A 23,152-nucleotide genomic window follows, 5' to 3' on the forward strand; every position below is an offset into this window, starting at 1 on the left:
GGAATGACCGATTGGAAGAACACGCTGCCGCGCAATCGGCTGGCCGTGGCGGCCGCCGCGCTGCTGGCGCTGGGTGCCGCGGGCGGCGCGGGCGCGGTGCAGCTCACCCGCCCGACCGTGGAGATGGCGCCGACCGTGCCGACCGCGGTCGCAAGGCTCGCGCAGACCAGCGGCATCGTGACCGTGAAGGGGCGCGTCGCCGAGACCTATGGCGATCGCTTCGTGCTGCAGGATGGTTCGGGACGGACGCTGGTCGATGCGGGCCGGGGTGCGGCCGACGTCCAGTCCGGCGCGGCGCTGACGGTGCAGGGACGCTATCTCGATGGCCAGCTGCACGCGTCGTACCTCGTCGACGGGCAGGGCAATGTCCGGGCCGTAGGCGCCCCGCCGCCCCCGCCGGGTGGCCCGCACGGCCCGCCCCCGCCGGGTGGCCCGGGCGCACCGCCGCCTCCGGGTGCCGGCGCTCCGCCGCCGGGCGCAGTACCGCCAGCTCCGGGGGCGGTGCCCCCGCCGCCGCCCCAAGGCGCGGTAGCCCCGCCGCCCCCGGCGACCAGCGCCTCGCCGAGCCGCTGAGCGTTGCTTCGGCCCCGGCAGCCAAGCGTGCGGGGGCCTTGCGCTTGTACAGCGGACGCGAGGAAGCGCCGTCAGTCGAAAGACTGCGGCGCTACATCGTTGGTAGATCCAGATTCTTTGCCTTCGCCCCTATCGGGGGAAGTGGTGCCCAGAAGAGGATTGTGTCAGCCGCTTCAGGAACCTCGGATTTCCGCCGTTTCTCTGCGGTCGGTATGTGACTGTATGTGCCAGACCTCGGTGGTGAGGGCAAGTGGAACGACCTTCAGTCCCCTTCGCGAACTTAAACGAGGCGCAAGGGAGGTCGCCGAAGAGGGGGGATTCTCGTTGACAATTTGTTCTGGTTTTGATTCACCGCAGCGAAGGTATTTGGGGGGGCGCTGTGGCCGACGACATTGACGATTTCGGGGGCGACTCGGAGGCTGATGGCGACGGTGAGGATGCGTATGCGGATGTCGATCTTGCTCCGAGCGAGGTCGCGGACTCGGTGGAAGCTGTCAAGGCGTGCATCCCTCCCGACATCCTCGCCAAGTATGAGGTGTACAGCTACCGCAACGCGGCACTGATCCTTAGTCAGAGCCGTCCAGTCGAGTTTGAGGACATCCTTTCGGCGCTGCGCTCGTTCGAGATCACCACGACGATGATCCGGACGGCGGGTGGCAACGAATCCGAAATTCCGAAGCTGTTCTCATCGCACCTCCGCTCGAAGGGCTGGCATGAGACTATCGTTCAGGCCGACCTGCTTGTGAGGCTACTATGGCGCGAGGCAACGGGGCGGGCGAAAAGGGGCAAGCCTGTAATGGAGCCTAAAGAGCGTCTCATCACCCGAGCGAAGTTCCTCGATGGCCACAAAATCGATTATGTGAAGGACAGGGTCGCGTTCGACCTCGAATGGAACAGCAAGGACCAGACCTTCGACCGCGATCTGTATGCCTTCAGCGCCTTCAGCCAGTGCGGCGTGATCGACGTCGGTGTCCTTGTTACGCGCAGCGCTGACTTGAATCGTGTCTTCCGTTCCGTCGGACCTGCTCTGAAGAAGACAGGCGAGATCGAGATGTTGAAGCCAACCGCGACGAAGCCAGCTGAGCCTCGACCGACCTATACCAAGTACGGGGCATCCACGACGTGGATGGGCAAATTGCTGTACCGCCTCAACGCGGGTCGCAACGGCCCATGCCCCGTGTTAGCGTTCGGCATTAAGCCGGAATGTGTAACCGACTGGAGTGACCCCGATGCCGATTGATGCCTCAGCTGAGTTCCTGGAGGCGCTTCAGGGCAATCGGTTTGCGACCGTCCTCGCCGACCCGCCCTGGCGCTTTCAGAACCGGACCGGAAAAATGGCGCCTGAGCATCGCAGGCTGAGCCGGTACGGCACCATGGACCTCCAAGAGATCATGGACTTGCCGGTGTCTGAGGTCGTGGCCGACACGGCGAACCTGTACCTCTGGGTGCCTAATGCACTTCTTCCGGAAGGCCTCGAAGTCATGAAGGCGTGGGGGTTCCAGTACAAGTCAAACTTGATCTGGCATAAGGTGCGGAAGGATGGCGGGTCAGACGGTCGAGGTGTCGGCTTCTACTTCCGCAACGTGACAGAAATCGTGTTGTTCGGGACACGCGGGAAGAACGCTCGAACGCTCCAGCCCGGTCGGACACAAGTCAATCTCCTCGCTACTCGGAAGCGGGAGCATAGCCGGAAGCCAGACGAGTTCTACGATATCGTAGAGAAATGCTCTCCAGGCCCCAGGCTGGAGATGTTTGCGCGCGGCTCAAGACCGGGCTGGACTACTTGGGGCGACCAAGCAGAAAACTACGAGATCGGTTGGGACACCTACGCAAACCACAGCCAATCCGAAGATGCGTGGCACCAAGCCGAGGCGGCTGAATAACAGGCGCGAAAAAAGCAGGGCATCCCGGCCCGGCGCCACTAGCCGACCGTTGCCTCAAGCCGGGCGAGGAGGTTGCGGACAGAGGATGGATGCCAGCGCCCGCCCCGGGCCGTTCTGATGTGCCTGTCGTTCAGCCCTTGGGCCAGTGCGGGAAGGCTGTGGAGTCCCTCGGCACGCATCTGGGCAACGGTGGCAGCGAGGTCTCGCGCCCGCTGATCCGCGTCCGCCTTCTGGACCGCTATCGATCCTGCGTTGCCCTTGGCAGCCCGGCGGATTGCGGCAGCGCCGTTGGGATTGCCCAGCCGGCTGCCACGCGCCTTAGCCGAAGCCAGTGCCGCCTTGGTACGGGCGGAGATGGCCTCCCGCTCCTGCTCTGCGACCATCGCGAGAATGCCCACCGTCAGTCGGCAGGCGTCGGGCATGTCCGCTGCAATGAACTCCACCCCGCTGTCGCGCAGCGTGAGCAGGAAGGCGGCGTTACGGGACAGGCGGTCCAGCTTCGCGATAACGAGGGTCGCGCCGGTCACCTTGGCGCGGTGCAGTGCTGCGGCCAATTGCGGTCGGTCGTTGCGCTTGCCGCTCTCGATCTCGGTGAACTCCGCCAGCACCTCGCAGCCACGAGCGCGGCAGAAGGCCTCCACCGCGTCTCGCTGCGCCTCCAGGCCGAGGCCAGACCGGCCCTGTGCAGCCGTGGAGACGCGATAGTAGGTAACGACCTTCATGCGGGGATGCCCTTTCAAACCAGCGCTACGAACGTTACGCCAGTTTGTAAGGCTGAATTTGAGCGGACGCAACGGCTCCCGGCGCTACCACGAAGAGCGCCCGCTAGGTCGAGAAAAAGCCTTCGTCGATGGATTTGATTTCCACCGTGCTGCGCACCAGCACGCCCACCTTGTGGCGTACCATCAGGCGCGTGAGCTGGTCACCGTCGATAAGTACAACCTGCATCGTTGCCCCGTCCGCTGCCCGCTTCGCCTCCAGGGTAAACTGCGAGGCGGCGACGAAGACGCCTTTGGTAGCGCGATTGATGTTCAGCGCACCAACGAAGCCGCGAATATCGACTGATCCGACATTATTGCCTTCCTTGTATCGCTTCGCTTGCACGTAGACGCGGTCTAGCCCGAGTGGGTCTTGATGAATGACACCGTCTACACCGCCGTCCCCAGAACCTCCGAGGGCCAGCGCCATCTCATCGAGGCCTTGCCCGTAGCCCATCGCCAATAACAGCCGGAGGATAAGACCTTCGAACTCAGCGGGAGTCATCTGCCGCACGCGGTCTAGAAGCTCCGTTCGGAGGTCCGCCTCAATCTCCTGAACGGCTTCGTCGATTCGTTCGCGAGGAGTGCCAGCATCTAGCTCCACCGGGGCGCGTGAGACACTGGCCACCGATGTTTCTGACGGTGCTGAAGGCGGCGTGGCAACCGCAGTTTCGCGAGAGCGCGTTAGCCAATTCTGGAACTCTGGATAGCGCGCAAGCGTCGCGTTGGTGATCACCACTGACTCGTCCGCTAATAGATGGCGGCCGCGCTCCGTAATTGACACGAGCCCGCGCTTTGGTGAGGCGAGCAGGCCCGCCTTGCCGAGGTAGGTGCGCGCCCAAGCGAGCCTATTCGCTAGCAGGTTCTCCTGCCCACTGGGGATGCGTTCTGCACGTTCGTCGGGCGTCAGTGCAAACTCGTCAGCGACGGATTCAAGGAACTCCCTGATCGCTACCGGGCCTTGTTGTTCACCGAGTCGCCGAAGGAGCGGCAGCATCAAAGTCTGATAGTCTGGTACCGGCATAGCATTCGCTCTGTTTCGCCGGAGCCTAACGACTCGCGCCGGTGAGGGCCAGCCCGCCGCGCTTGGCCTATAAGCGTCAGAAGTTGCGATAGAGTGCAAGTAGCGTCGGTTCCCGTCGAATGGGCCGACACCCTCCCCACAGGGGGAGGGCGCCGGTTCCTCCGCTGTGTATCGGCCTTCGAATTTTCGCCGAGAAACTGACCGGCTTCACGGGGGACGTGATTCAAACCCCGCCAAGAGGAGCCTGAAGCACGGAAATCTGCCACTTCACGGTTCACGACCCTTATAGTTCTGGTGAACCGCCTATGGCGGGGCCTAGCAGCCCCCCGCAATCAGTCCTCACAGCTCGTCGTCCTGCGGTTCCTCCCCGGCCGCTTCGAAATGCGCCGTGATCTCTCCGCTTCGGATGATGTCGGGGCGGGCCTTCAGCCGTTTGAACTGCTTGCTGATCCAGCCAGCCGATGGAGGGTTCTCATTCGGCCACAGGTGCGATGGCAGCGCCTGTCCCACTTCTGCCTGCGTTTGATAGCGACTGGTGCGTATCAGTGAGGCAAGTGCCTCCAACACCTCGTCCTCCGGTCGTTCGGAGACCCACGCCAGCCGCCCCTCGCGATCAGCGAGGTGAACCGCCCGGTCCCCGACGCTGGCGTCCCGACGCCCCCGGAACTTGGTCCATTCGAGGTGGAACCGCGTGGTCCCCGAGGTGTCGAGCACGTCCCCCGACTTGTCCCGCTTCAACCCGATGATGACCTCGAACGTGGTGGCCAGCATGGTGTTGCCCCGGAACTGCTGGCCGCCCTTGTTGGCATGGTGGACGACGATGCAGCCGATGCGCGCCTGTTTCAGCCGCGCCAGGAACTTCACGACCTTTTGGACCTCGGCTGTATCATTCTCGTTGGCGACCGTCGCGAGCGTGCTGAGGTTGTCCAGAATGACAACGTCGGGGTTGTAGGAGCGGACGAGGGCAAGGTTCGCGTCCTGCTCTTCTTCCTTTCCGAAGTCGGGGAAGATGGCGTCGGGCGACTGGCCATGGCGGGCGAGAACGGTGAGGTTCGTCCCGGCCGCGCCTAGGTCGATGCCCTCGATGGTGCCCGCCAGCATGCGCAGGCGCTCTTGCAGGTCGTCCAGCGGCATCTCGCCGTCGATCAGCAGGACCCGGCGTGGGCGCGGCGAGGTCCAACCCATCAGGCTCCCGCCGCCTGCGATGGCGAGCGCTAGCGACAGGGTGTACATCGTCTTTCCCACACCTGCCGCTGCCCAGACGAGGCAGCTTTCCTGTTCGCGCAGCCAAGGCGAAAGCAGCTGCCCGCGCTTGGGCATGTCGGTGGCGAACAGTTCGGTGAGCGATACGGGCTTGAGCGGTGCGGGCTTCGTGGTGGACATTGGTCTGCTCCAGGCATGCCAGCGCGCTGCGCACTCCACGGGAGCGGCAGGGCGGGTGCGATGTTGACGGGAACGGCGAGCGAAGCCGTTTCGGCTTCCCTCTCCAAGAGTGGGTGACAATGCCCGTCGCTGGCCCCGACGGCGTTTCCTCACCCGATAGTGAGGGATAATCGCCGCACGTATGCGGCAGCTCGGTCGTGTCCTACTCTGCCGCTTCTCGGTCGGCCTCGCCAAGGTGTAGGTGTCCAAGGTCAAGTCCGGGATGGGCAAGCTTGGCCATCCACCGAGCTCGGCTCGCGACGGAAAGGCCGTCACCATACACGCCGCGCGACCCGCGCTCGGTGCGCCGCGAAAGCGCCAACGCGGTCCGCTCGGGCACCTCGTCTTCCCGCAGGCGATCCTCGAAGCTGTGCCGGAAGGAGTGCATGGTCAGCTTGGTCCCGACCAGCCCGCGCTCGCGCACGAGACGCGCGAACCATTCTCCGGTCTTCGCACCCACCTTGCCGTTCTTGCTGGTGGCGACGTCCGGGAACAGGCCGATGGCTTTGGTGCGCCGCCGCTGCTCGACATAGGCGAGGAAGCCCATGCGGATCAGCTCGGGGTGGATCGGCAGGATGCCACGTGACCCCTTGGTCTTCGAGCTGCGCCCGTCGAACGCTCGCAGGTGGAATACGGGGTGACCCTCGCGCTCCGTCACGTCTTCTACGTGCATCCCCGCCGCTTCGCCGAGCCGGAGGCCGTGGAAGAGGCAGAGCAGTGGAATCCAGAATTTGCCAGCCTTCGGCCCCATGCGGTCGTAGCTTCCGTCCCATGGGCTTGCCGAGAACAGGACGCGCAGTTGGTCGGGCTGGAAGGCGTCTCGCTTCTCATGCTCCGCTACATCGTCCGCAACCCTGAAGTCGCCGTCGAGCGGATTGCGGTCCATCCAGCCCTCGGTGACGGCCCATTTGAACATCGCCTTCACGAAGGTGACGTAACTGCCATTAATGGTTTTCGGACCGATGGTGGGCAGGCCGAGCGCCCGAGCCTTCGCGACCGCTTGGGGGACGGTAAGGCCCTTTAGCTCCTTCGTCTTCCCGAGGTTCATCGGCATGCCGACGATCATGTTGAACAGGTGCCGCCCGTCCTCACGGCCGATGGTCCGCAACTCACGGGTCTCGCCGAAGGTCTCCCGCAGAAGCCTGTAGACGGGCTTATGTGCGGTGATCGTGGATTGGCTCCACCTGCGCTTCTGCTCCTTGGAGGCCTGATACTCGCGAATGAGGTCGCCAATGGTATGTTGGAGCGCCTGCTCCGTTTCGCCTTGCGCCAGAGCGCCGCTGAATAGGGGATCGGCCGGGTGCCAGTCATAACGCCCAAGCAGCCGCGCGCGCTGCCCAAGCAGCGCCTCTCGGCGTGCGCGAAGCATGGCCAGCAGCATCGGCGTATACGCGGGCGACTTTCTATCGACCGCATATCCCTCGCGCCTGAGTAGCGACTCCACCTCGGCGCGCACGGTCGATACATCGCGTTCAGCGACCGCCTGACGGGCCTCGACCTCGGCTTCATCGATCATCGCTAGGTGATGATCCAAATCGTCCGGAGATTTGCTGACGGCCAGCACCATCTCGGGGCCGCTCTCAACCGCCTGACGAAACCAGCGAACGACGAGCGAAATCGCTTCGATTTCAGTCAATCGTCTGGGTTGATGCTTCGCGACCTTCGCTCGCGCTTCGTCCACTGCCGCCCAGTAGCGCTGTTCGGCGAGTCCCCGCAGCCGCTGCGCTTCTTCCAGTGACGACGTTCCTAACGCGATGCGGAACGGCTTGCGGCCAACGAGCGGCCACAGCTCCTTCGGGAAGGCGCGATTGTAGTACCAGCGCTCTTCGCGGCGCAGCAGGTAGGACTTCCGGGCCAAATTCGGCGCACCTTCGTCTGTGACAGGATTATGTGCCACCGGCTGCCAAAAACTTCGGAAATCCAAGGTTTCCGCCCATCAGGGGGGAAATGGTGCCCAGAAGAGGACTCGAACCTCCACGACCTTGCGATCGCCAGCACCTGAAGCTGGTGCGTCTACCAATTCCGCCATCTGGGCACGGGGTAGGCCGGCGCCTCTAGTGGAGGTTTGCGGGGGGTGTCAAACACTTTTTGCGAAAAATAATGGACTTCGCGTCGCGCTTGCCGTTTAGCCGTCCGCACGGCATTGGGGCCGCACGTTTGCGAGGCAAGAGGCGGAAGATGAAGGACAGGCTGGTAACCCTGATCGGCGGTGGGGGCTTCCTCGGCCGCTACGTGGCGCAGGAGCTGCTCGCCGCCGGCGCGCGCGTCCGCGTCGTCGAGCGCAAGCCCCGCGACGCCTGGTTTATCAAGACCCAGGGGAATCTGGGCCAGACCCAGCTTGTCGTCGGCGACATCACCAAGCCCGAGACGCTCGCCCGTGCGCTGCAGGGCAGCGACGCGGTGGTGAACTTCGTCGGCATCCTCGCGGGCGATTTCGACAAGGTCCACGTCCAGGGTGCGCGCAACGTCGCCGAGGCGGCCAAGGCCGCGGGTGCCGGCGCGCTGGTGCACATCTCGGCGCTCGGTGCCGATGCCGGCTCGCCCTCCGCCTATGGCCGCAGCAAGGCGGCCGGCGAGCAGGCCGTGCTCGCCGCCTTCCCGGGTGCAACCATTCTGCGTCCCTCGATCGTGTTCGGCCGCGAGGATGCGTTCGTGAACCGCTTTGCGGGCATGATCGCCGGTGCGCCGCTGAACATCGTGCCGATCGTGCGCGGCGAGACCCGGTTCCAGCCGGTGTTCGTCGCCGACGTCGCGCAGGCGGTGACGGCGGCGCTCGCCGATCCGGCGACGCATGGCGGCAAGACCTATACGCTGGGCGGCCCGGACGTGCTGAGCATGTCGGCGCTGCTCCACTGGATCGCCGGCGCGATCGGCCGCAAGCCGCATTTCGTCGAACTGCCCGATTCGCTTAGCGGTCTGATCGCCGCGCTGCCCGGCACGCCGATCACCCGCGACCAGTTCGCGATGCTGCAGGCCGACAATGTCGTGCCGGCGGGTGCCGAGGGCCTCGCCGCGCTGGGCGTTACGCCCACGCCGATGGCGACGGTGGCGCCGAGCTGGCTGGTGCGCTTCCGCCAGGCGGGCCGCTTCAGCCGCTTCCGCGCGACCGCCTGATCCATTCCCCCTGCCGGGCGGCGCCTTGCAGGGGTCGCCCGGCGCGACCCTGCAAGGAGCCTTTCCATGACCACGCTGCTGGTGGCGATCCTGCTCGGCATCGTCGAAGGCGTTACCGAGTTCCTGCCGGTCTCCTCGACCGGACACCTGATCCTCGCCAGCGAGCTGATGGGCTATGATTCGGCGCGCTGGGCGATGTTCAACGTCGTCATCCAGCTGGGCGCGATCCTGGCGGTGGTGGTGCTCTACTGGCGCACCTTCTGGGCGGTGCTGGACGGGCTGCTCAAGCTCAACCCGGTGTCGTTGCGCTTCGTACGCAACCTGCTGATCGCCTTCATCCCCGCCGCGGTGATCGGCCTCGCGCTCCACAAGCATATCGAGGCGCTGCTCGGCGCGCCCAAGGTGGTGGCCTGGGCGCTGATCGTCGGCGGCGTCGCGATTCTCGTCATCGAGCGGCTGGTCAAGTCGGCGACGATCCACGGCATCGCCGAGATCCCGATGGTGCGCGTGATCGGCATCGGCTTCGTCCAGTGCCTGGCGATGGTGCCGGGCATCAGTCGCTCGGGCGCGACGATCATGGGCGCGCTGTCGCTCGGCGTCGAGCGGCGCACGGCAGCGGAGTTCAGCTTCTTCCTCGCCATCCCGACGATGCTGGGCGCAACCGCGCTTGAGCTGCTCAAGAACCGGGAGATGCTGGCGACCAGCGGCGTCGGCTGGGGCGAGATCGGCGTCGGTTTCGTCGTCGCGTTCGTGGTGGCGCTGGCGGTGATCAAGTGGTTCGTCGGCATCGTGAGCAAGCATGGCTTCACGCCCTTCGCGCTCTATCGCATTGTTGCGGGAACGGCCGCACTGATTTGGCTTTCCATGCGATAAGGCCGTTTCGGACCTTTGCGACGTGGGTTTTCGTGTTCGGAAGGTGAAAAGTCGGGTTCTGAACCCATATAGGTAAGTATTACTGTCTTTATTGCGCTGCCGCTCTCCTGTAGGGGGGGCGGCATGGCTGACGATCCCATGCTCAAATTCGTCGGACGCCCGCAGGCGTATCCGGCCAAGCGCCCCGCCCAGCTGCGTGCGGAAGACTTTCGCGAGATCGCGGAGCGCTATGCGGTGCCCGATGCGGAATCGCAGGCCGGCCGCTGCAGCCAGTGCGGCGTGCCCTATTGTTCGGTGCACTGCCCGCTGCACAACCATATCCCGGACTGGCTGCGCCTGACGGCCGAGGGGCGGCTGCAGGAGGCGTACCAGCTATCCAACAGCACCTCGACCATGCCCGAGATCTGCGGCCGCATCTGCCCGCAGGACCGGCTGTGCGAAGGCAATTGCGTGATCGAATTCTCGGGCCACGGCGCGGTGACGATCGGCTCGGTCGAGAAGTTCATCACCGACACCGCCTGGGCCGAAGGCTGGGTGGAGCCGGTGCAGGTCGGGCGTGATCGCGGCCAGTCGGTCGGCATCATCGGCGCGGGACCTGCGGGCCTCGCCGCCGCCGAATATCTGCGCGGCTACGGCTATGAGGTCCATGTCTACGACCGCTACGATCGTTCGGGCGGGCTGCTCACTTATGGCATCCCCGGCTTCAAGCTGGAGAAGGACGTGGTGATGCGCCGCGTCGACCGGCTCGAGCAGGCGGGCATCGTCTTCCACCGCAATTTCGAGGTCGGCCGCGACGCGACGCTGGGCGAACTCCGCCAGCGCCACGATTCGATCCTGGTCGCCACCGGCGTTTACAAGGCGCGCGCGATCAAGGCGCCGGGCGTCGGCGCCAAGGGCGTGGTCGACGCGCTCGATTACCTCACCGCGTCGAACCGCAAGAATTTCGGCGACGCGGTGCCAGCCTATGACGATGGCAGCCTCAACGCGCTCGGCAAGCATGTCGTGGTCGTCGGCGGCGGCGATACCGCGATGGACTGCGTCCGCACCGCGATCCGCCAGGGCGCGGCGTCGGTGAAGTGCCTGTACCGTCGCGACCGGGCGAACATGCCGGGCTCGCAGCGCGAAGTCGCCAATGCCGAGGAGGAAGGCGTCGAGTTCGTCTGGCTCTCCGCGCCGGAAGCGTTCGACGGCACCGAGCAGGTGACCGGCGTGCGTGCCTCCAAGATGCGCCTCGGCGCGCCCGACGCCTCGGGCCGCCGCGCACCGGAGGTCGATCCGGGCGGGGCGCTGCAGATGCCGGCCGACCTCGTCATCAAGGCGCTGGGCTTCGAGCCCGAGGACCTGCCCAAGCTGTTCGGCGCCGAGGAACTGGGCGTCACCCGCTGGGGCACGCTGCGCACCGACGGCAAGACGATGATGACCAGCATGGACGGCGTGTTCGCCGCCGGCGACATCGTCCGCGGCGCCAGTCTGGTGGTGTGGGCGATCCGCGACGGTCGCGACGTGGCAGCGCATATGCACACGTGGATGAAGGCACGGGCCAAGGCACCGATTTCGGCCAAGCGCGAAGCGAGCGTCGCATGAAGGCGCTCGCCACCGCACTGCTGCTCGCCGCCGCCAGCCCTGCGCTGGCGCAGACCCAGCCCCCGGCGGCGTCCGCACCGGCCGCCGCCGCGCCCGATCCCGCGCGCCTCGCGGTCGCGCGCGAGCTGGCGGACAAGCTGATCCCGCAGGGGATGTACCAGCGGATGCTGGGCGGGAATTTCAACCGCATGATGGAATCGATGGTGGGCTCCGCCGCGGAGATTCCGATGCGCGACTTCGCGCAGATGGGCGGGATGAGCGAGGCGGAGGTTGCCGCGCTCGGCCAGACGACGCTGCGCGAGGTGATGGAGATCTATGATCCCTATTGGCAGGAACGCCAGCAGCGGATGATGCGGTCGATGATGGGCGAGATGGGCAAGCTGATGTCCACGCTCGAGCCCAAGGTGCGGGTCGCGCTCGCCCGGGCCTATGCGCGCGAATATACGCTGCCCGAGCTGCAGGCGCTCCAGCGCTTCTTCGCGACGCCGGCGGGCAGCCATTATGCGCGCAGCTCGATGGAACTGATGATGGGGCCGGACATGGCGCAGACCATGGCCGAGGCGATGCCGGAGATCATGAAGCAGATGCCGGCACTGGTGCAGGCGGCGCAAGCCGGCACCAAGGACCTCCCGTCGCCGCGCAAGGCCGAGGATCTGACGCCGCAAGAGCGCGAGAAGATCCTGAAGCTGCTGGGCGCGAAGTCCGCCCCGCCCGCCAAGAAGTAAGCACCGCGCGCCCACGGGGCCCGCGCGAAGGAAGATCGAGGAAGACAATGGACGACATCAAGCTGGCCGCCGAGCGCCAACGCCTCGCCCGTGAGGGCATGTACCGCCCCGAATATGAAGGCGATGCCTGCGGCGTGGGCATGGTTGCGGCGACCGACGGTCAGGTGTCGCGCCGGGTCGTCCAGTCGGCGATCGATGCGCTGAAGGCGGTGTGGCACCGCGGGGCGGTGGATGCCGACGGCAAGACCGGCGACGGCGCCGGCATCCATGTCGATCTCCCCTTGCGCTTCTTCGACGAGCAGATCGTCGGCAGCGGCCACCGCGTGCTGCCGAACCGCCTCGCCGTCGGCATGATCTTCCTGCCGCGCACCGACCTCGGCGCGCAGGAGACCTGCCGCACCATCGTCGAGAGCGAGATCATCGAGGCGGGCTACACCATCTATGGCTGGCGCCAGGTGCCGGTCGACGTCTCGGTGATCGGCATGAAGGCGCAGGCGACGCGCCCCGAGATCGAGCAGATCATGATCGCCGGGCCGATGCCCGACGCGATGGACGCCGCCGAGTTCGAGCGCCAGCTCTATCTGATCCGCCGTCGCATCGAGAAGCGGGTGATCGCGGCGCAGGTGGGCGGCTTCTACATCTGCTCGCTGTCGTGCCGCTCGATCATCTACAAGGGCCTGTTCCTCGCCGAATCGCTGTCCGACTTCTACCCGGACCTCAAGGATTCGCGCTTCGAGAGCCGCGTCGCGATCTTCCACCAGCGCTATTCCACCAACACCTTCCCGCAATGGTGGCTGGCGCAGCCGTTCCGCTGCCTGGCGCATAACGGCGAGATCAACACGATCCGCGGCAACCAGAACTGGATGCGCAGCCACGAGATCAAGATGGCGAGCATCGCGTTCGGCGAGCAGAGCGAGGACATCAAGCCGGTGATCCCGGCCGGCGCGTCGGACACGGCCGCGCTCGACGCGGTGTTCGAGGCGATCTGCCGCTCGGGCCGCGACGCGCCCACCGCCAAGCTGATGCTGGTGCCCGAAGCCTGGCAGCAGGACGAGGATACGCCGCCGGCGCACGCCGCGATGTACCAGTATCTCGCCTCGGTGATGGAGCCGTGGGACGGCCCCGCAGCACTTGCGATGACCGACGGCCGCTGGGCGGTGGCGGGCATGGACCGCAACGCGCTCCGCCCCTTGCGCTATACCCAGACCTCGGACGGGCTGCTGATCGTCGGGTCGGAAACCGGCATGGTGCCGGTGCCCGAGGCGAACGTCGTCGCCAAGGGCCGGCTCGGGCCGGGCGAGATGATCGCGGTGGACCTCGACGAGGGCAAGCTGCTCCACGACCGCGCGATCAAGGACCAGATCGCCGGCGAGGCCGATTACGCTTCGATGGTGCAGGGCTTCCTGTCGATCGACGACCTGCCCGCGGCGCCGGCCGAGACCTATTATGAGCGCGCCGAGCTGTCGCGCCGCCAGGTCGCCGCCGGCCAGACGCTCGAGGACATGGAACTGATCCTCGCGCCGATGGTCGAGACCGCCAAGGAAGCGATCGGCTCGATGGGCGACGATACGCCGCTCGCGGTGATCTCGTTCAAGTCGCGGCTGATCAGCCAGTTCTTCCGCCAGAATTTCAGCCAGGTGACCAACCCGCCCATCGATCCGTTGCGCGAGCGCTATGTGATGTCGCTCAAGACGCGGTTCGGCAACCTCGCCAACATCCTCGATACCGAAGGCGCGGGCAGCCCGGTGCTGGTGCTGGAGAGCCCGGTGCTCACCAATGCCGACTGGCACCGGTTGCGCGCGCATTTCGGGTCGAGCGCGGCGGAAATCGACTGCACCTTCGCGGCCGATGGCGATCCCGAATCGCTCAAGCTCGCGATCAAGCGCATCCGCCACGAGGCCGAGCAGGCCGTCCGCGCCGGCTGCACCGAACTGTTTCTCACCGACGAACATAGCGGGCCCGACAAGGCGGCGATCGCCGGCGTGCTGGCGGCGGCGGCGGTGCACACCCACCTCGTCCGCCGGGGGCTGCGCTCCTATGCCAGCGTCAACGTCCGCACCGCCGAGTGCCTCGACACGCATTATTATGCGGTGCTGATCGGCGTCGGCGCGACCACGGTGAACGCCTATCTGGCCGAGGCCGCGATCGCCGATCGGCACGCGCGCGGCCTGTTCGGCGAGCTGAGCCTCGCCGAGTGCCTGAAGCGCCACCGCAAGGCGATCGACGAGGGACTGCTCAAGATCCTGTCGAAGATGGGTATCGCGGTGATCAGCTCCTATCGCGGCGGCTATAATTTCGAAGCGGTGGGCCTCAGCCGCGCGCTGGTGAACGACCTGTTCCCCGGCATGCCGGCCAAGATCTCGGGCGAAGGCTATGCCTCGCTCCACCTCTCGGCGATGATGCGCCACGAGGCGGCCTATGATGCGGGCGTGGCGACGCTGCCGGTCGGCGGATTCTACCGCCAGCGCGCGGGCGGCGAGGCGCATGCCTATTCGGCGCAGCTGATGCACCAGCTGCAGACCGCGGTGTCGAACGACAGCTATTCCAGCTATCTCGCCTTCTCGCGCGGGGTGCGGGACCTGCCGCCGGTGTACTTGCGCGACCTGCTCGAGTTCAACTTCCCCGAGAGCGGCGTGCCGATCGACCAGGTCGAGGCGATCACCGAGATCCGCAAGCGCTTCGTCACGCCGGGAATGTCCTTGGGCGCGCTGAGCCCCGAGGCGCACGAGACGCTCGCCATCGCGATGAACCGGATCGGCGCGCGCGCCGTGTCGGGCGAAGGCGGCGAGGATTCGGCGCGCTACACGCCCTACGAGAATGGCGACAACGCCAACTCCTCGATCAAGCAGGTCGCCTCGGGCCGGTTCGGCGTGACCGCGGAATATCTCAACGCCTGCGACGAGATCGAGATCAAGGTGGCCCAGGGCGCCAAGCCCGGCGAGGGCGGCCAGCTGCCCGGCTTCAAGGTTACCGAGTTCATCGCCAGGCTGCGCCATGCGACGCCGGGCGTGACGCTGATCTCGCCGCCGCCGCACCACGACATCTATTCGATCGAGGACCTGGCGCAGCTGATCTACGATCTGAAGCAGATCAATCCGCGCGCGCGGGTGTGCGTGAAGCTGGTCAGCTCGGCCGGCATCGGCACGGTCGCGGCGGGCGTGGCGAAAGCCCATGCCGACGTGATTCTGGTCGCCGGCCACAATGGCGGCACCGGCGCGTCGCCGTTCACCTCCATCAAGTACGCGGGCACACCCTGGGAAATGGGCCTGTCGGAGGTGAACCAGACGCTGACGCTGAACGGGCTGCGCGGCCGCATCAAGCTGCGCACCGATGGCGGGCTCAAGACCGGGCGCGACATCGTCATCGCCGCGATCCTCGGCGCCGAGGAATTCGGTATCGGCACGCTGAGCCTGGTCGCGATGGGCTGCATCATGGTCCGCCAGTGCCATTCGAACACCTGCCCGGTGGGCGTCTGCACCCAGGACGAGAAGCTGCGCGCCAAGTTCGTCGGCACGCCCGAGAAGGTCATCAACCTGATGACCTTCATCGCCGAGGAAGTCCGCGAGATCCTCGCCAAGCTCGGCTGCAAGAGCCTGGACGACGTGATCGGCCGCACCGAGCTGCTCCGCCAGGTCAGCCGCGGCGCCGAGCATCTCGACGATCTCGACCTCAACCCGATCCTCGCCAAGGTGGACGCGGACGATGCCGAGCGGCGCTTCAGCCTCAGCACCTTCCGCAATGACGTGCCGGACAGCCTCGACGCGCAGATGATCAAGGATGCCGCACCCGTGTTCGCGCGCGGCGAGAAGATGCAGCTCACCTATTCGGTGCGCAACACCCACCGCGCGGTGGGCACGCGGCTCTCGTCCGAGGTCACGAACAAGTTCGGCATGTCGACGCTGCAGGATGGGCACGTCCATGTCCGGCTGCGCGGCTCCGCGGGCCAGTCTCTCGGCGCGTTTCTCTGCAAGGGCATCACGCTCGAGGTGTTCGGCGACGCCAACGACTATGTCGGCAAGGGCCTGTCGGGCGGCATCATCGTGGTGCGGCCGATGGTCAGCTCGCCGATCGAGTCGTGGAACAACACGATCATCGGCAACACCGTACTATACGGTGCCACCTCGGGCCGGCTGTTCGCGGCAGGCCAGGCGGGCGAGCGTTTTGCGGTGCGCAACTCGGGCGCCGATGTGGTGGTCGAGGGCTGCGGCGCGAACGGCTGCGAATATATGACCGGCGGCACCGCGGTGGTGCTCGGCCGCGTCGGCATGAACTTCGGCGCGGGCATGACCGGCGGCATGGCGTTCGTTTATGATGTCGACGGCAGCTTCGAGCGCCACGCCAATCCGGAGAACATCACCTGGAACCGGCTGGCCTCCAGCCACTGGGAAGCCAAGCTCCGGTCGCTGGTCGAGGCCCATGCGGAGGAGACCGACAGCAAATGGTCGAAAGGCCTGCTGGAGGACTGGGACCGCGAAATCGGCAAGTTCTGGCAGGTGGTGCCGAAGGAAATGCTCACCCGGCTGCCGCATCCGCTGGGCGACACCGTCGAGGCGGTGGCGGCGGAGTGACGGGATGAAGGTGGGGACCGTTTCCCACCTTCGTCATCCCGGCGAAAGCCGGGATCCATTCGCCACTCGCTCTCTGCATGCGCCGCGACGGAGGCCCCAATGGATTCCGGCTTTCGCCGGAATGACGGGTTTGACGGGATGGCTTTATTCCAGTGCGGCGGCCACGTCGGTGTGGCGGAAGTCGTCGTCCTTGAAGAGCAGCGGGCAGTCCGCAAGGGCGGCGACCGCATAGGCCATGCAGTCGCCATAGTTCAGGCGGGCGGGATGACGTCCCTTGCCGAAACGGTCGAACGCGTCGGCGGCGACCTGCAGGTGATCCTCGCCGAACGGCACGATCACGAAGGGCGGCTTGGCGATCAACGCCGAGCCGGCGTCTGCGGCCGCGCGGGTCGATTGCCCGAGCACCACCATGCGAAACTCCAGTGCCGTCGGTGCGCCGATCAGCACGGTGTCGGTCTCGTCCAGCAGCGCCGTGATGCGATCCGCTTCGGGCTCGCCGAAGAGCAGGGCGACGAGTGCCGAGGTGTCGATCGCGATCACCGCGGCAGGCCGTGCTCGTCATATCCCAGTATGTCGTCGGCGCTGTGATCATTGCGCGGCTGACCGGCTGCAACTGCCTGGGCCCGCTTCAGCCGATCGGTGAAGCTGTCCTTGCTGGTCCGGTCGCGATCCATTGCCTCGCGCACGGCCATGCGGATCGCCGTCGTATAGCTCACCCCCTTGGCGCGCGCGTAGCGGCGCACCAGCCGGTCGGTCTCTTCGTCCTTGATGCTGAGCGCCATGGTGCGGCTCCGTTCTAGAATGCTTCTCAAAATATAGAAATGCGGCCCGCGCTACAACGAGTCTTCCCCGGCCCATTTCCGCTGCTTATGGCTTTCCCCATGTGGCAGCTCCTTCAATTCCCGCTCTGTCCCTTCTCGCGCAAGGTCCGGCTCCTGCTGGGCGAGAAGGGCATCGCCTATGAGCCGGTGCGCGAATCACCGTGGCAGCGGCGCGACGAATTCCTCGACCTCAATCCCACCGGCCAGACCCCGGTGATGATCGATGCCGAGCGCCACGTGACCCTGATCGACTCGACCGTGATCTGCGAATTCTTCGAGGAGACGGTGACCAAGAACGCGCTGCTCAACGGCTCGGCGGTCGATCGCGCCGAGATCCGCCGGCTGGTGGTGTGGTTCGATAACAATTTCTACAGCGACATCACCGCGCCGCTGCTCCACGAGCGGATGATCAAGCGGATCGTCTATCGCCAGCCGCCCGACGCCAAGGTGCTGCGCGACGCGATGAAGGCGGCGGTCGGGCATCTCGACTATATCGATTACCTGCTCGATCACCGCACCTGGCTGGCCGGTGCGACGATGAGCCTTGCCGACATTACCGCGGCGGCGCAGATTTCGGTCGCCGATTATCTGGGCGGAATCGACTGGAAGAGTCATGAGCTCGCCAAGCGCTGGTATATCGGGATGAAGAGCCGCCCGAGCTTCCGCCAGCTGCTCGCCGAGCGGATGGAGGGAATCACGCCGCCGGCCGATTACGAGAAGCTGGACCTGTAACGCGGGATAATCGCGGGGCCCGGCGCGTTTGGCTGCCAAACGGGAGAGAGTCCGCGATGCTCGAACATATACCGCACTGGCTGGGAAGCGCGCTGAAGGGGCTGCGCGCCGGCGCCAACAAGCTGGCGATCGTCCAGCCCGAACTCGGCAGCTTCGAGGTGCTCCACCTTGCCAGCCCGGCCTTTGCGAACGGCGGCCGCCTGCCCGAGCGCTTCACCGCGGACGGCGAGGGGGTGTCGCCGCCCCTGTTCTGGACCGGCGTGCCCGAGGGCACCGAGTGCCTGGCGCTGATCGTCGAGGATCCCGATGCGCCGGCGCCGCAGCCGCTGGTCCATGCGGTGATCTGGGGCCTGCCGGTCGAGGGCGACCTGAAGGAAGGCGCGATCCGCGCCGATGGGGCTGGCGATGCGGAGGGCAAGGATGTCGGCCGCAACAGCTTCCTCGGCGAGGGCTGGCTCCCGCCCGATCCGCCGACCGGCCATGGTCCGCACCATTATGCCTTCCAGCTGTTCGCGCTCGGCGGTGGCTGCGAGATCGGCGAAAATCCCGGCCGCAGCGCGCTGGTAAAGGCGATGGCGGGGCATGTGCTTGCCGCCGGGCTGCTCACCGGCGTCTATTCGCGCGGAGAGGAGGCGCCCACCGGGCTGGTCGGCGAAACCGCGCCGGTCTGAGACCGGCGCGGCGCCGTTCAGCCGTTGACGGCCGTGCCGCCGTTCGGGTGGAGTACCTGGCCGGACATGTAGCTCGAATCCTCGCAGGCGAGGAACAGGAAGGCCGGGGCGACTTCGTTGGGCTGGCCCGGCCGGCCCATCGGCACGCTCTCGCCGAAATGTTCGAGCTTCTCGGGCGACGCGCCGCCGCTCGGGTTGAGCGGGGTCCAGATCGGGCCCGGGGCGACGGCGTTCACGCGGATGCCCTTCTCGATCAGGTTCATCGACAGGCTGCGGGTGAAGGCAGTGATCGCGCCCTTGGTGGCGCTATAGTCGAGCAGCTCGGGCTCGCCCTGATACATCGTCACCGAGGTGCAGTTGACGATCGCGGCGCCCCGTTTGAGGTGCGGCGAGGCGGCCTGGACCAGGAAGAACATCCCGAAGATGTTGGTCTGGAAAGTCCGCCGGAGCTGCTGCTCGGTGATGTCGACGATGTCCTTGTCGGGATGCTGCTCCCCGGCATTGTTGACGAGAATGTCGAGGCGGCCGAACTCGGCGATCACCTTCTGCACGGCGTCCTCGCAGAACGCCTTGTCGCCCACGTCACCCGCAATGGTGATCGCGCGGCGGCCTTCGGCGCGGACCGCTTCTGCGGTGTCCTCGGCATCCCGGTGTTCGTTGAGATAGACGATGGCGACATCGGCGCCTTCGCGGGCGTAGAGCGCGGCGACCGCCCGGCCGATCCCGCTGTCGGCGCCGGTGACGATGGCCACCTTGTCCTTCAGCCGATCCGATCCGCGATAGCGCGGCTGCCACTCGGGCTTGGGATCAAGCGTGCGCTCCTCGCCGGGGAGCGCATCCTCGCGGACTCGGTCGATTACATGGTCTTCGGACATCGGCACGGCTCCTTGGATCTTGGGGGGGTGCCGAAAGAACCGGGCGCATGGGCCCCAAGTTCCAGATAAAAGGGGCCGCCGGGGCGGCCGGCAGGGTCAGCCGAGGAAGCTGGAGCCCTGCAGGCCGCTGCCGAGGATCATCACGCTGGTGATGCCGAACGATGCGACGCCGATGAGAAAGCTGCGGAACATGCTGATCTTCTCCGTCTGTGCGAGCGCGATCATGCGACCGGGATCACGGGGGTGGAGAACAGGACGAGCGCGGCGGTGAGCAGGACGGCGGCGCTGACGGCGATGGTCTGGTGCAGCGAAGCGAGACGAGCGGTCATGGTACTTACTCCCTGTGGTTCGGCGGACGGGCCATCCGACGGCCGATGCCAGCAGTTTTGCAGGGAGCGTGCCAACTCTGCTAAGTAGCTGTAATTCCTATGATGAGCTGCAATTCCGAACACAAGTAGGGCGAATTGCGCGACGAACGTTGGTAAATTTCGCCATTCAGCGGCGAAATTCGCTATAGCTGGCGCTGCCGATTTTCACCTGATTGCGGCCTTCGTGCTTCGCCAGGTACAGCAGCCGGTCGGCGCGGTGGAATGCGGTCTGGTGCATCTCGCCCGGCTCCACCGGCGTCAGCCCGGCCGAGAAGGTGATCTCGCCCAGCGGCGCGTCGTTGTCGCGAAGCTTGTAGCGCTTGGCCTGGACGGTGCCGCGGGCATGCTCGAGCACCGCGCGCGCCTGGTCGAGCGGCACGTTGGTGAAGAGGATGGCGAACTCCTCGCCGCCATAGCGCGTCACGAGGTGCCCGCGGCAGCACAGGCTCAGCGCGTCGGCGATCACCCGCAGCACGCGGTCACCCACCGCATGGCCGAAGCGATCGTTGACCGACTTGAAGTGATCGATGTCGCACACCGCGATGCACATGCTGCCCCCGGCGGCCTCCTGCGCGGCGAAGGCTTCCTCGAAGGCGCGACGATTGGGCAACTGGGTCAGCGGATCGCGGCGCGCATTGTCGCGCGCTTCTTCCAGCTTTTCGCGCAGGTCGTTCGCCTCGCGCGTGGTGCTTTCCAGCTTTTCCTCGGCGACGCGGATGCGGTCGAGCATCGCCGCGGTGATCCGGACGACGTCGTCATTTGCCTGCGGCACGTCGCCGCCGGTCGTCATCGCCTCGGCGCTCGCCGCCAGGTCGCGGCCGAAATCGGCAGTTTCGGCGCGCATCGCCGTCACCATGTCGGCAAAGCCCTCGACCTGCATCTGGGTGCGCGCGACCAAGCCTTCGGTGCGTGCCTTGAGATCGGCATGGCCGTCGGACGGATCTTCGGGGCTGTGGTCTGCGCTGAGCGTCTGGATGTCGCGCGGGGTGATCCGCACGCCGCGTTCGGTGATCAACTCCACGGCGCGGGCGAGTGCGTCTTCGGGTTCGGTAAACAGCCGGTGGACGAAGGCGTAGTTGGTCGGCGTCGGTGCCAGCCGCTGGTCGAGCAGGAACGCGCCGATCCGCTCGAAAAGCGCTCGGCCCTCGTCTCCTTCCATCTCTGGACGAATGGCACGCGCGATGCGCATACGCTCCTAACCCCCGTGCAAATCACGGCATGACGGCCGCTATGTTGCGCACAACGAATAAGCAGAGAGTGCTAATATTGAGTTGCCGGTACGTTCATCCTGAACGCGCGCACCTTCGAGGCAGGGCACCAGTCGGCGCATTATGGCCGTAAACCAGAGGTTTGGCGAGTTTTCACGGTGAACTGGTACCGATCCGAAGGTTTAATGCCCTCTGGATCGGTACGACGAAAAGCGCGGCGCTGGGACCCTGGCGCGTCAGTTCCGGTGAGTCGCGCGGTATTTTTCCACCGCGGCGAGGGTGAGTCGGATATGGTCGGCGGGGTTCGGATCCGAGTGGACGAACAGCACCTTGCCGTCGGGCGCGATCACATAGCTGGTCCGGCTGGTGAACTTGGCGACGGTGCCGTCGGGCTTCTTGGCCGCCACGTCATAGCCCGTAGCCACCTCGGGCGTCGCGGCGGCGACGGCGAACTTGCCCGCGCAATATTGGCTGCTGAACTGTTCGAGCTGGTCGACATTGCCGGCGGTCATGCCGATCACGGTCGCGCCTGCCTTGGTGAAATCGGGCAGCGCCTCGGCAAAGGCATGCGCCTCGGCGTTGCAGCCCGAGGTGAAGGCGGCCGGGAAGAAGTAGAGCACGACCGGGCCCCTCTTGAGCGCGGCCTTCAAGTCGACGGTGATCGGCTTGCCGGCCACCGCGCCCTTGGCGATGAACACGGGGGCCTTGGCGCCGGTGGTGAGCGACGCATTCGCCGGCATCACGGCGAAGGGCAGGGCAAGGGCGGCAAGGGCGAGCTTCAGGCGCATATCGGTCTCCCAGGATAATTGGCCGTGTCTACGCCACCCCGAACGCGGCGGCTAGCGGGTGAAGGCGATGCCGATCCGCGCGTGCGTGTCGTTGACGTTGTAGCGGTCTAGCGCTTCGCCATAGCCGGTGAATGCCTGTCCGAAGAGGTAGATGCCCAGGCCGCCGCCCAGCCGCCGCAGCGGATAGGAGACAAAGGCTTCGGCTGCACCGTGGCCGGTCTTCACATTGCCGCGCGCTGTGAGCGCGAGCTTGATGCCGTCCTTCTGCTGGATCGAGGTGGCGAGCGCGGTATAGCCGTAATAGTCCTTCATGTCGTGGAAGGTGCCGCTACTGCCGACATAGACCCAGGCCTGCGGGGCGATGTCGATCCGCCAGTCGCCGCCCAGATCGAAGGTCTTTTCGCCCCGCACGAAGATGCGATTGATGTCGACCGAATCGGTGACACCGCGCCCGTTCGAATCGTGCCGCCAGCCGAGCGCGACCCGCGCCGTCTCGTCGACCGGCACATCGGCATAGAGCTCGGGGCTGTAGTTGGTCGAGCGGAAGGGACCTGAGGGTTCGTTCACCGCCCAGAACATTGTCTGGGTATAGGCGAAGCGGAAATTGCCGAGCTGGAGCGGCGCATCCTCGGCGAAGGGCCGCACCGCGAAGCTGACCTGCACCTTGCCCCCCGCATCGTCGGTGCCGAAGGCGCCGTAGATCGGCTCGTGCGGCTCGAACCGGGCGAGCAGCGCGCTCGAGCTGCCGGTCGAGCTCTGCACCACGGTTTCCTGCTCGGGCATCTCGGCCGGCTTGTGCTGTGCAGCCGGCGGCACCGCGAACCCGGCGACCCCCACCGGCACGTAGCGCGCCTTGGCGAAGCCGTGCGGGGCGATGGTGGGCGTCGGCCCGGGGGTGCGCTCCAGCATCAGCCGGGTGCCGTCGGCGGCGGTGATCTCGAGCTGGCGCGGGCCGGCATCGGCGATCGGCGCCTCGCCCTCGTTGACTAGGAACACCTCGACGCCGCGCAGCGCCGCCTGTTCGGAGGCGGGCTGGGCCGGCACCGCGCGGACCTGCGCCAGCGCAGGCAGGGCGACAAAGCAGAGGCCGAGCAGGGGAAGGACGGCGATACCACGCATATTCCGGGAAGTGGCAGGCGTTTGTGACCTTGGCGAGTCAAATTCG

General features: G+C 66.2%; 21 protein-coding genes and 1 tRNA gene. 10 read left to right on the forward strand and 12 right to left on the reverse strand.

Translation table 11 applies throughout. The annotated features are described in order from the left end of the window. Positions 1–3 precede the first annotated feature (3 nt). The 3 genes from GGR89_RS22045 to GGR89_RS11620 all read left to right on the forward strand — a co-directional run bounded on the left by GGR89_RS22045 (position 4) and on the right by GGR89_RS11620 (position 2,456). On the forward strand, positions 4–573 hold the full coding sequence (locus GGR89_RS22045) for a hypothetical protein (protein WP_206434291.1): 570 nt from the start codon (positions 4–6) through the stop codon (positions 571–573). A 379-nt stretch (positions 574–952) separates the two neighbouring features. Next, positions 953–1,813, forward strand: a complete 861-nt coding sequence (locus GGR89_RS11615; protein WP_206434292.1) for a BglII/BstYI family type II restriction endonuclease — start codon at positions 953–955, stop codon at positions 1,811–1,813. Beyond that, on the forward strand, positions 1,803–2,456 hold the full coding sequence (locus tag GGR89_RS11620; protein WP_125975780.1) for an MT-A70 family methyltransferase: 654 nt from the start codon (positions 1,803–1,805) through the stop codon (positions 2,454–2,456). Before GGR89_RS11615 ends, GGR89_RS11620 begins: the two co-directional genes overlap by 11 nt. A gap of 38 nt (positions 2,457–2,494) precedes the next feature. Here GGR89_RS11620 and GGR89_RS11625 read toward each other — a convergent pair whose 3' ends face one another. The 5 genes from GGR89_RS11625 to GGR89_RS11645 form a co-directional block, all read right to left on the reverse strand. Beyond that, positions 2,495–3,178, reverse strand: coding sequence for a recombinase family protein (locus tag GGR89_RS11625; protein WP_125975782.1), 684 nt, complete (start codon positions 3,176–3,178; stop codon positions 2,495–2,497). Positions 3,179–3,281: 103 nt separating this feature from the next. Continuing rightward, positions 3,282–4,238, reverse strand: a complete 957-nt coding sequence (locus tag GGR89_RS11630; protein WP_125975784.1) for a restriction endonuclease — start codon at positions 4,236–4,238, stop codon at positions 3,282–3,284. 339 nt (positions 4,239–4,577) lie between these two features. Next, complete coding sequence (locus GGR89_RS11635; RefSeq protein ID WP_164542659.1) at positions 4,578–5,621, reverse strand: AAA family ATPase; 1,044 nt, start codon at positions 5,619–5,621, stop codon at positions 4,578–4,580. A gap of 202 nt (positions 5,622–5,823) precedes the next feature. Then, the gene (locus tag GGR89_RS11640) at positions 5,824–7,518 is read right to left on the reverse strand and encodes a site-specific integrase (protein ID WP_125975788.1); all 1,695 of its coding nucleotides are present in this window, start codon (positions 7,516–7,518) and stop codon (positions 5,824–5,826) included. Positions 7,519–7,608: 90 nt separating this feature from the next. After that, a tRNA-Leu gene (locus GGR89_RS11645) sits at positions 7,609–7,695 on the reverse strand. 143 nt (positions 7,696–7,838) lie between these two features. On the opposite strand from GGR89_RS11645, the gene GGR89_RS11650 reads away from it, so the two are divergent. The 5 genes from GGR89_RS11650 (at position 7,839) to gltB (ending at position 16,524) form a co-directional block, all read left to right on the forward strand. Continuing rightward, positions 7,839–8,774, forward strand: a complete 936-nt coding sequence (locus GGR89_RS11650) for a complex I NDUFA9 subunit family protein (RefSeq protein ID WP_125975790.1) — start codon at positions 7,839–7,841, stop codon at positions 8,772–8,774. A 66-nt stretch (positions 8,775–8,840) separates the two neighbouring features. Further along, positions 8,841–9,647 carry an undecaprenyl-diphosphate phosphatase gene (locus tag GGR89_RS11655; RefSeq protein WP_125975792.1) on the forward strand — a complete coding sequence of 269 codons (807 nt, stop codon included), beginning with the start codon at positions 8,841–8,843 and terminating at the stop codon, positions 9,645–9,647. A gap of 123 nt (positions 9,648–9,770) precedes the next feature. Further along, positions 9,771–11,231: an NAD(P)-dependent oxidoreductase gene (locus GGR89_RS11660; protein ID WP_125975794.1), complete on the forward strand. Its 1,461-nt coding sequence runs from the start codon at positions 9,771–9,773 to the stop codon at positions 11,229–11,231. Next, a complete protein-coding gene (locus tag GGR89_RS11665) occupies positions 11,228–11,956 on the forward strand; it encodes a DUF2059 domain-containing protein (RefSeq protein WP_125975796.1) in 729 nt (242 codons plus the stop codon). Before GGR89_RS11660 ends, GGR89_RS11665 begins: the two co-directional genes overlap by 4 nt. A gap of 47 nt (positions 11,957–12,003) precedes the next feature. Beyond that, the gene (gltB, locus tag GGR89_RS11670; RefSeq protein WP_125975798.1) at positions 12,004–16,524 is read left to right on the forward strand and encodes a glutamate synthase large subunit; all 4,521 of its coding nucleotides are present in this window, start codon (positions 12,004–12,006) and stop codon (positions 16,522–16,524) included. Between the two features lie 144 nt (positions 16,525–16,668). On the opposite strand, the gene GGR89_RS11675 is transcribed toward gltB, so the two are convergent. Both GGR89_RS11675 and GGR89_RS11680 read right to left on the reverse strand, forming a co-directional pair. Further along, a complete protein-coding gene (locus GGR89_RS11675) occupies positions 16,669–17,064 on the reverse strand; it encodes a type II toxin-antitoxin system VapC family toxin (protein ID WP_125975800.1) in 396 nt (131 codons plus the stop codon). After that, positions 17,061–17,306 (reverse strand): type II toxin-antitoxin system VapB family antitoxin, encoded by a 246-nt coding sequence (locus tag GGR89_RS11680; protein ID WP_125975802.1) that lies wholly within the window; start codon positions 17,304–17,306, stop codon positions 17,061–17,063. The genes GGR89_RS11675 and GGR89_RS11680 overlap by 4 nt, the downstream gene beginning before the upstream one ends. A gap of 99 nt (positions 17,307–17,405) precedes the next feature. Between GGR89_RS11680 and GGR89_RS11685 the strand changes: the two genes are divergently transcribed. Beyond that, the gene (locus GGR89_RS11685; RefSeq protein ID WP_084583791.1) at positions 17,406–18,077 is read left to right on the forward strand and encodes a glutathione S-transferase family protein; all 672 of its coding nucleotides are present in this window, start codon (positions 17,406–17,408) and stop codon (positions 18,075–18,077) included. Positions 18,078–18,133: 56 nt separating this feature from the next. After that, positions 18,134–18,748, forward strand: a complete 615-nt coding sequence (locus GGR89_RS11690) for a YbhB/YbcL family Raf kinase inhibitor-like protein (protein WP_125975804.1) — start codon at positions 18,134–18,136, stop codon at positions 18,746–18,748. A gap of 17 nt (positions 18,749–18,765) precedes the next feature. Here the strand turns inward: GGR89_RS11690 and GGR89_RS11695 are convergent, their stop codons facing one another. The 5 genes from GGR89_RS11695 to GGR89_RS11710 all read right to left on the reverse strand — a co-directional run bounded on the left by GGR89_RS11695 (position 18,766) and on the right by GGR89_RS11710 (position 23,106). Then, positions 18,766–19,623 carry a glucose 1-dehydrogenase gene (locus tag GGR89_RS11695; protein ID WP_125975806.1) on the reverse strand — a complete coding sequence of 286 codons (858 nt, stop codon included), beginning with the start codon at positions 19,621–19,623 and terminating at the stop codon, positions 18,766–18,768. Between the two features lie 96 nt (positions 19,624–19,719). Further along, positions 19,720–19,848 carry a hypothetical protein gene (locus tag GGR89_RS22680; RefSeq protein ID WP_277600106.1) on the reverse strand — a complete coding sequence of 43 codons (129 nt, stop codon included), beginning with the start codon at positions 19,846–19,848 and terminating at the stop codon, positions 19,720–19,722. Positions 19,849–20,118: 270 nt separating this feature from the next. Then, positions 20,119–21,180: a GGDEF domain-containing protein gene (locus GGR89_RS11700; protein WP_125975808.1), complete on the reverse strand. Its 1,062-nt coding sequence runs from the start codon at positions 21,178–21,180 to the stop codon at positions 20,119–20,121. Positions 21,181–21,435: 255 nt separating this feature from the next. Continuing rightward, positions 21,436–21,987 (reverse strand): peroxiredoxin, encoded by a 552-nt coding sequence (locus GGR89_RS11705; RefSeq protein ID WP_125975810.1) that lies wholly within the window; start codon positions 21,985–21,987, stop codon positions 21,436–21,438. A 51-nt stretch (positions 21,988–22,038) separates the two neighbouring features. Next, a complete protein-coding gene (locus GGR89_RS11710; protein WP_241217959.1) occupies positions 22,039–23,106 on the reverse strand; it encodes a phospholipase A in 1,068 nt (355 codons plus the stop codon). Positions 23,107–23,152 lie beyond the last annotated feature (46 nt).

Origin of the sequence: Sphingomonas trueperi (assembly GCF_011927635.1) — a bacterium.
GTDB classification, from domain to species: domain Bacteria; phylum Pseudomonadota; class Alphaproteobacteria; order Sphingomonadales; family Sphingomonadaceae; genus Sphingomonas; species Sphingomonas trueperi.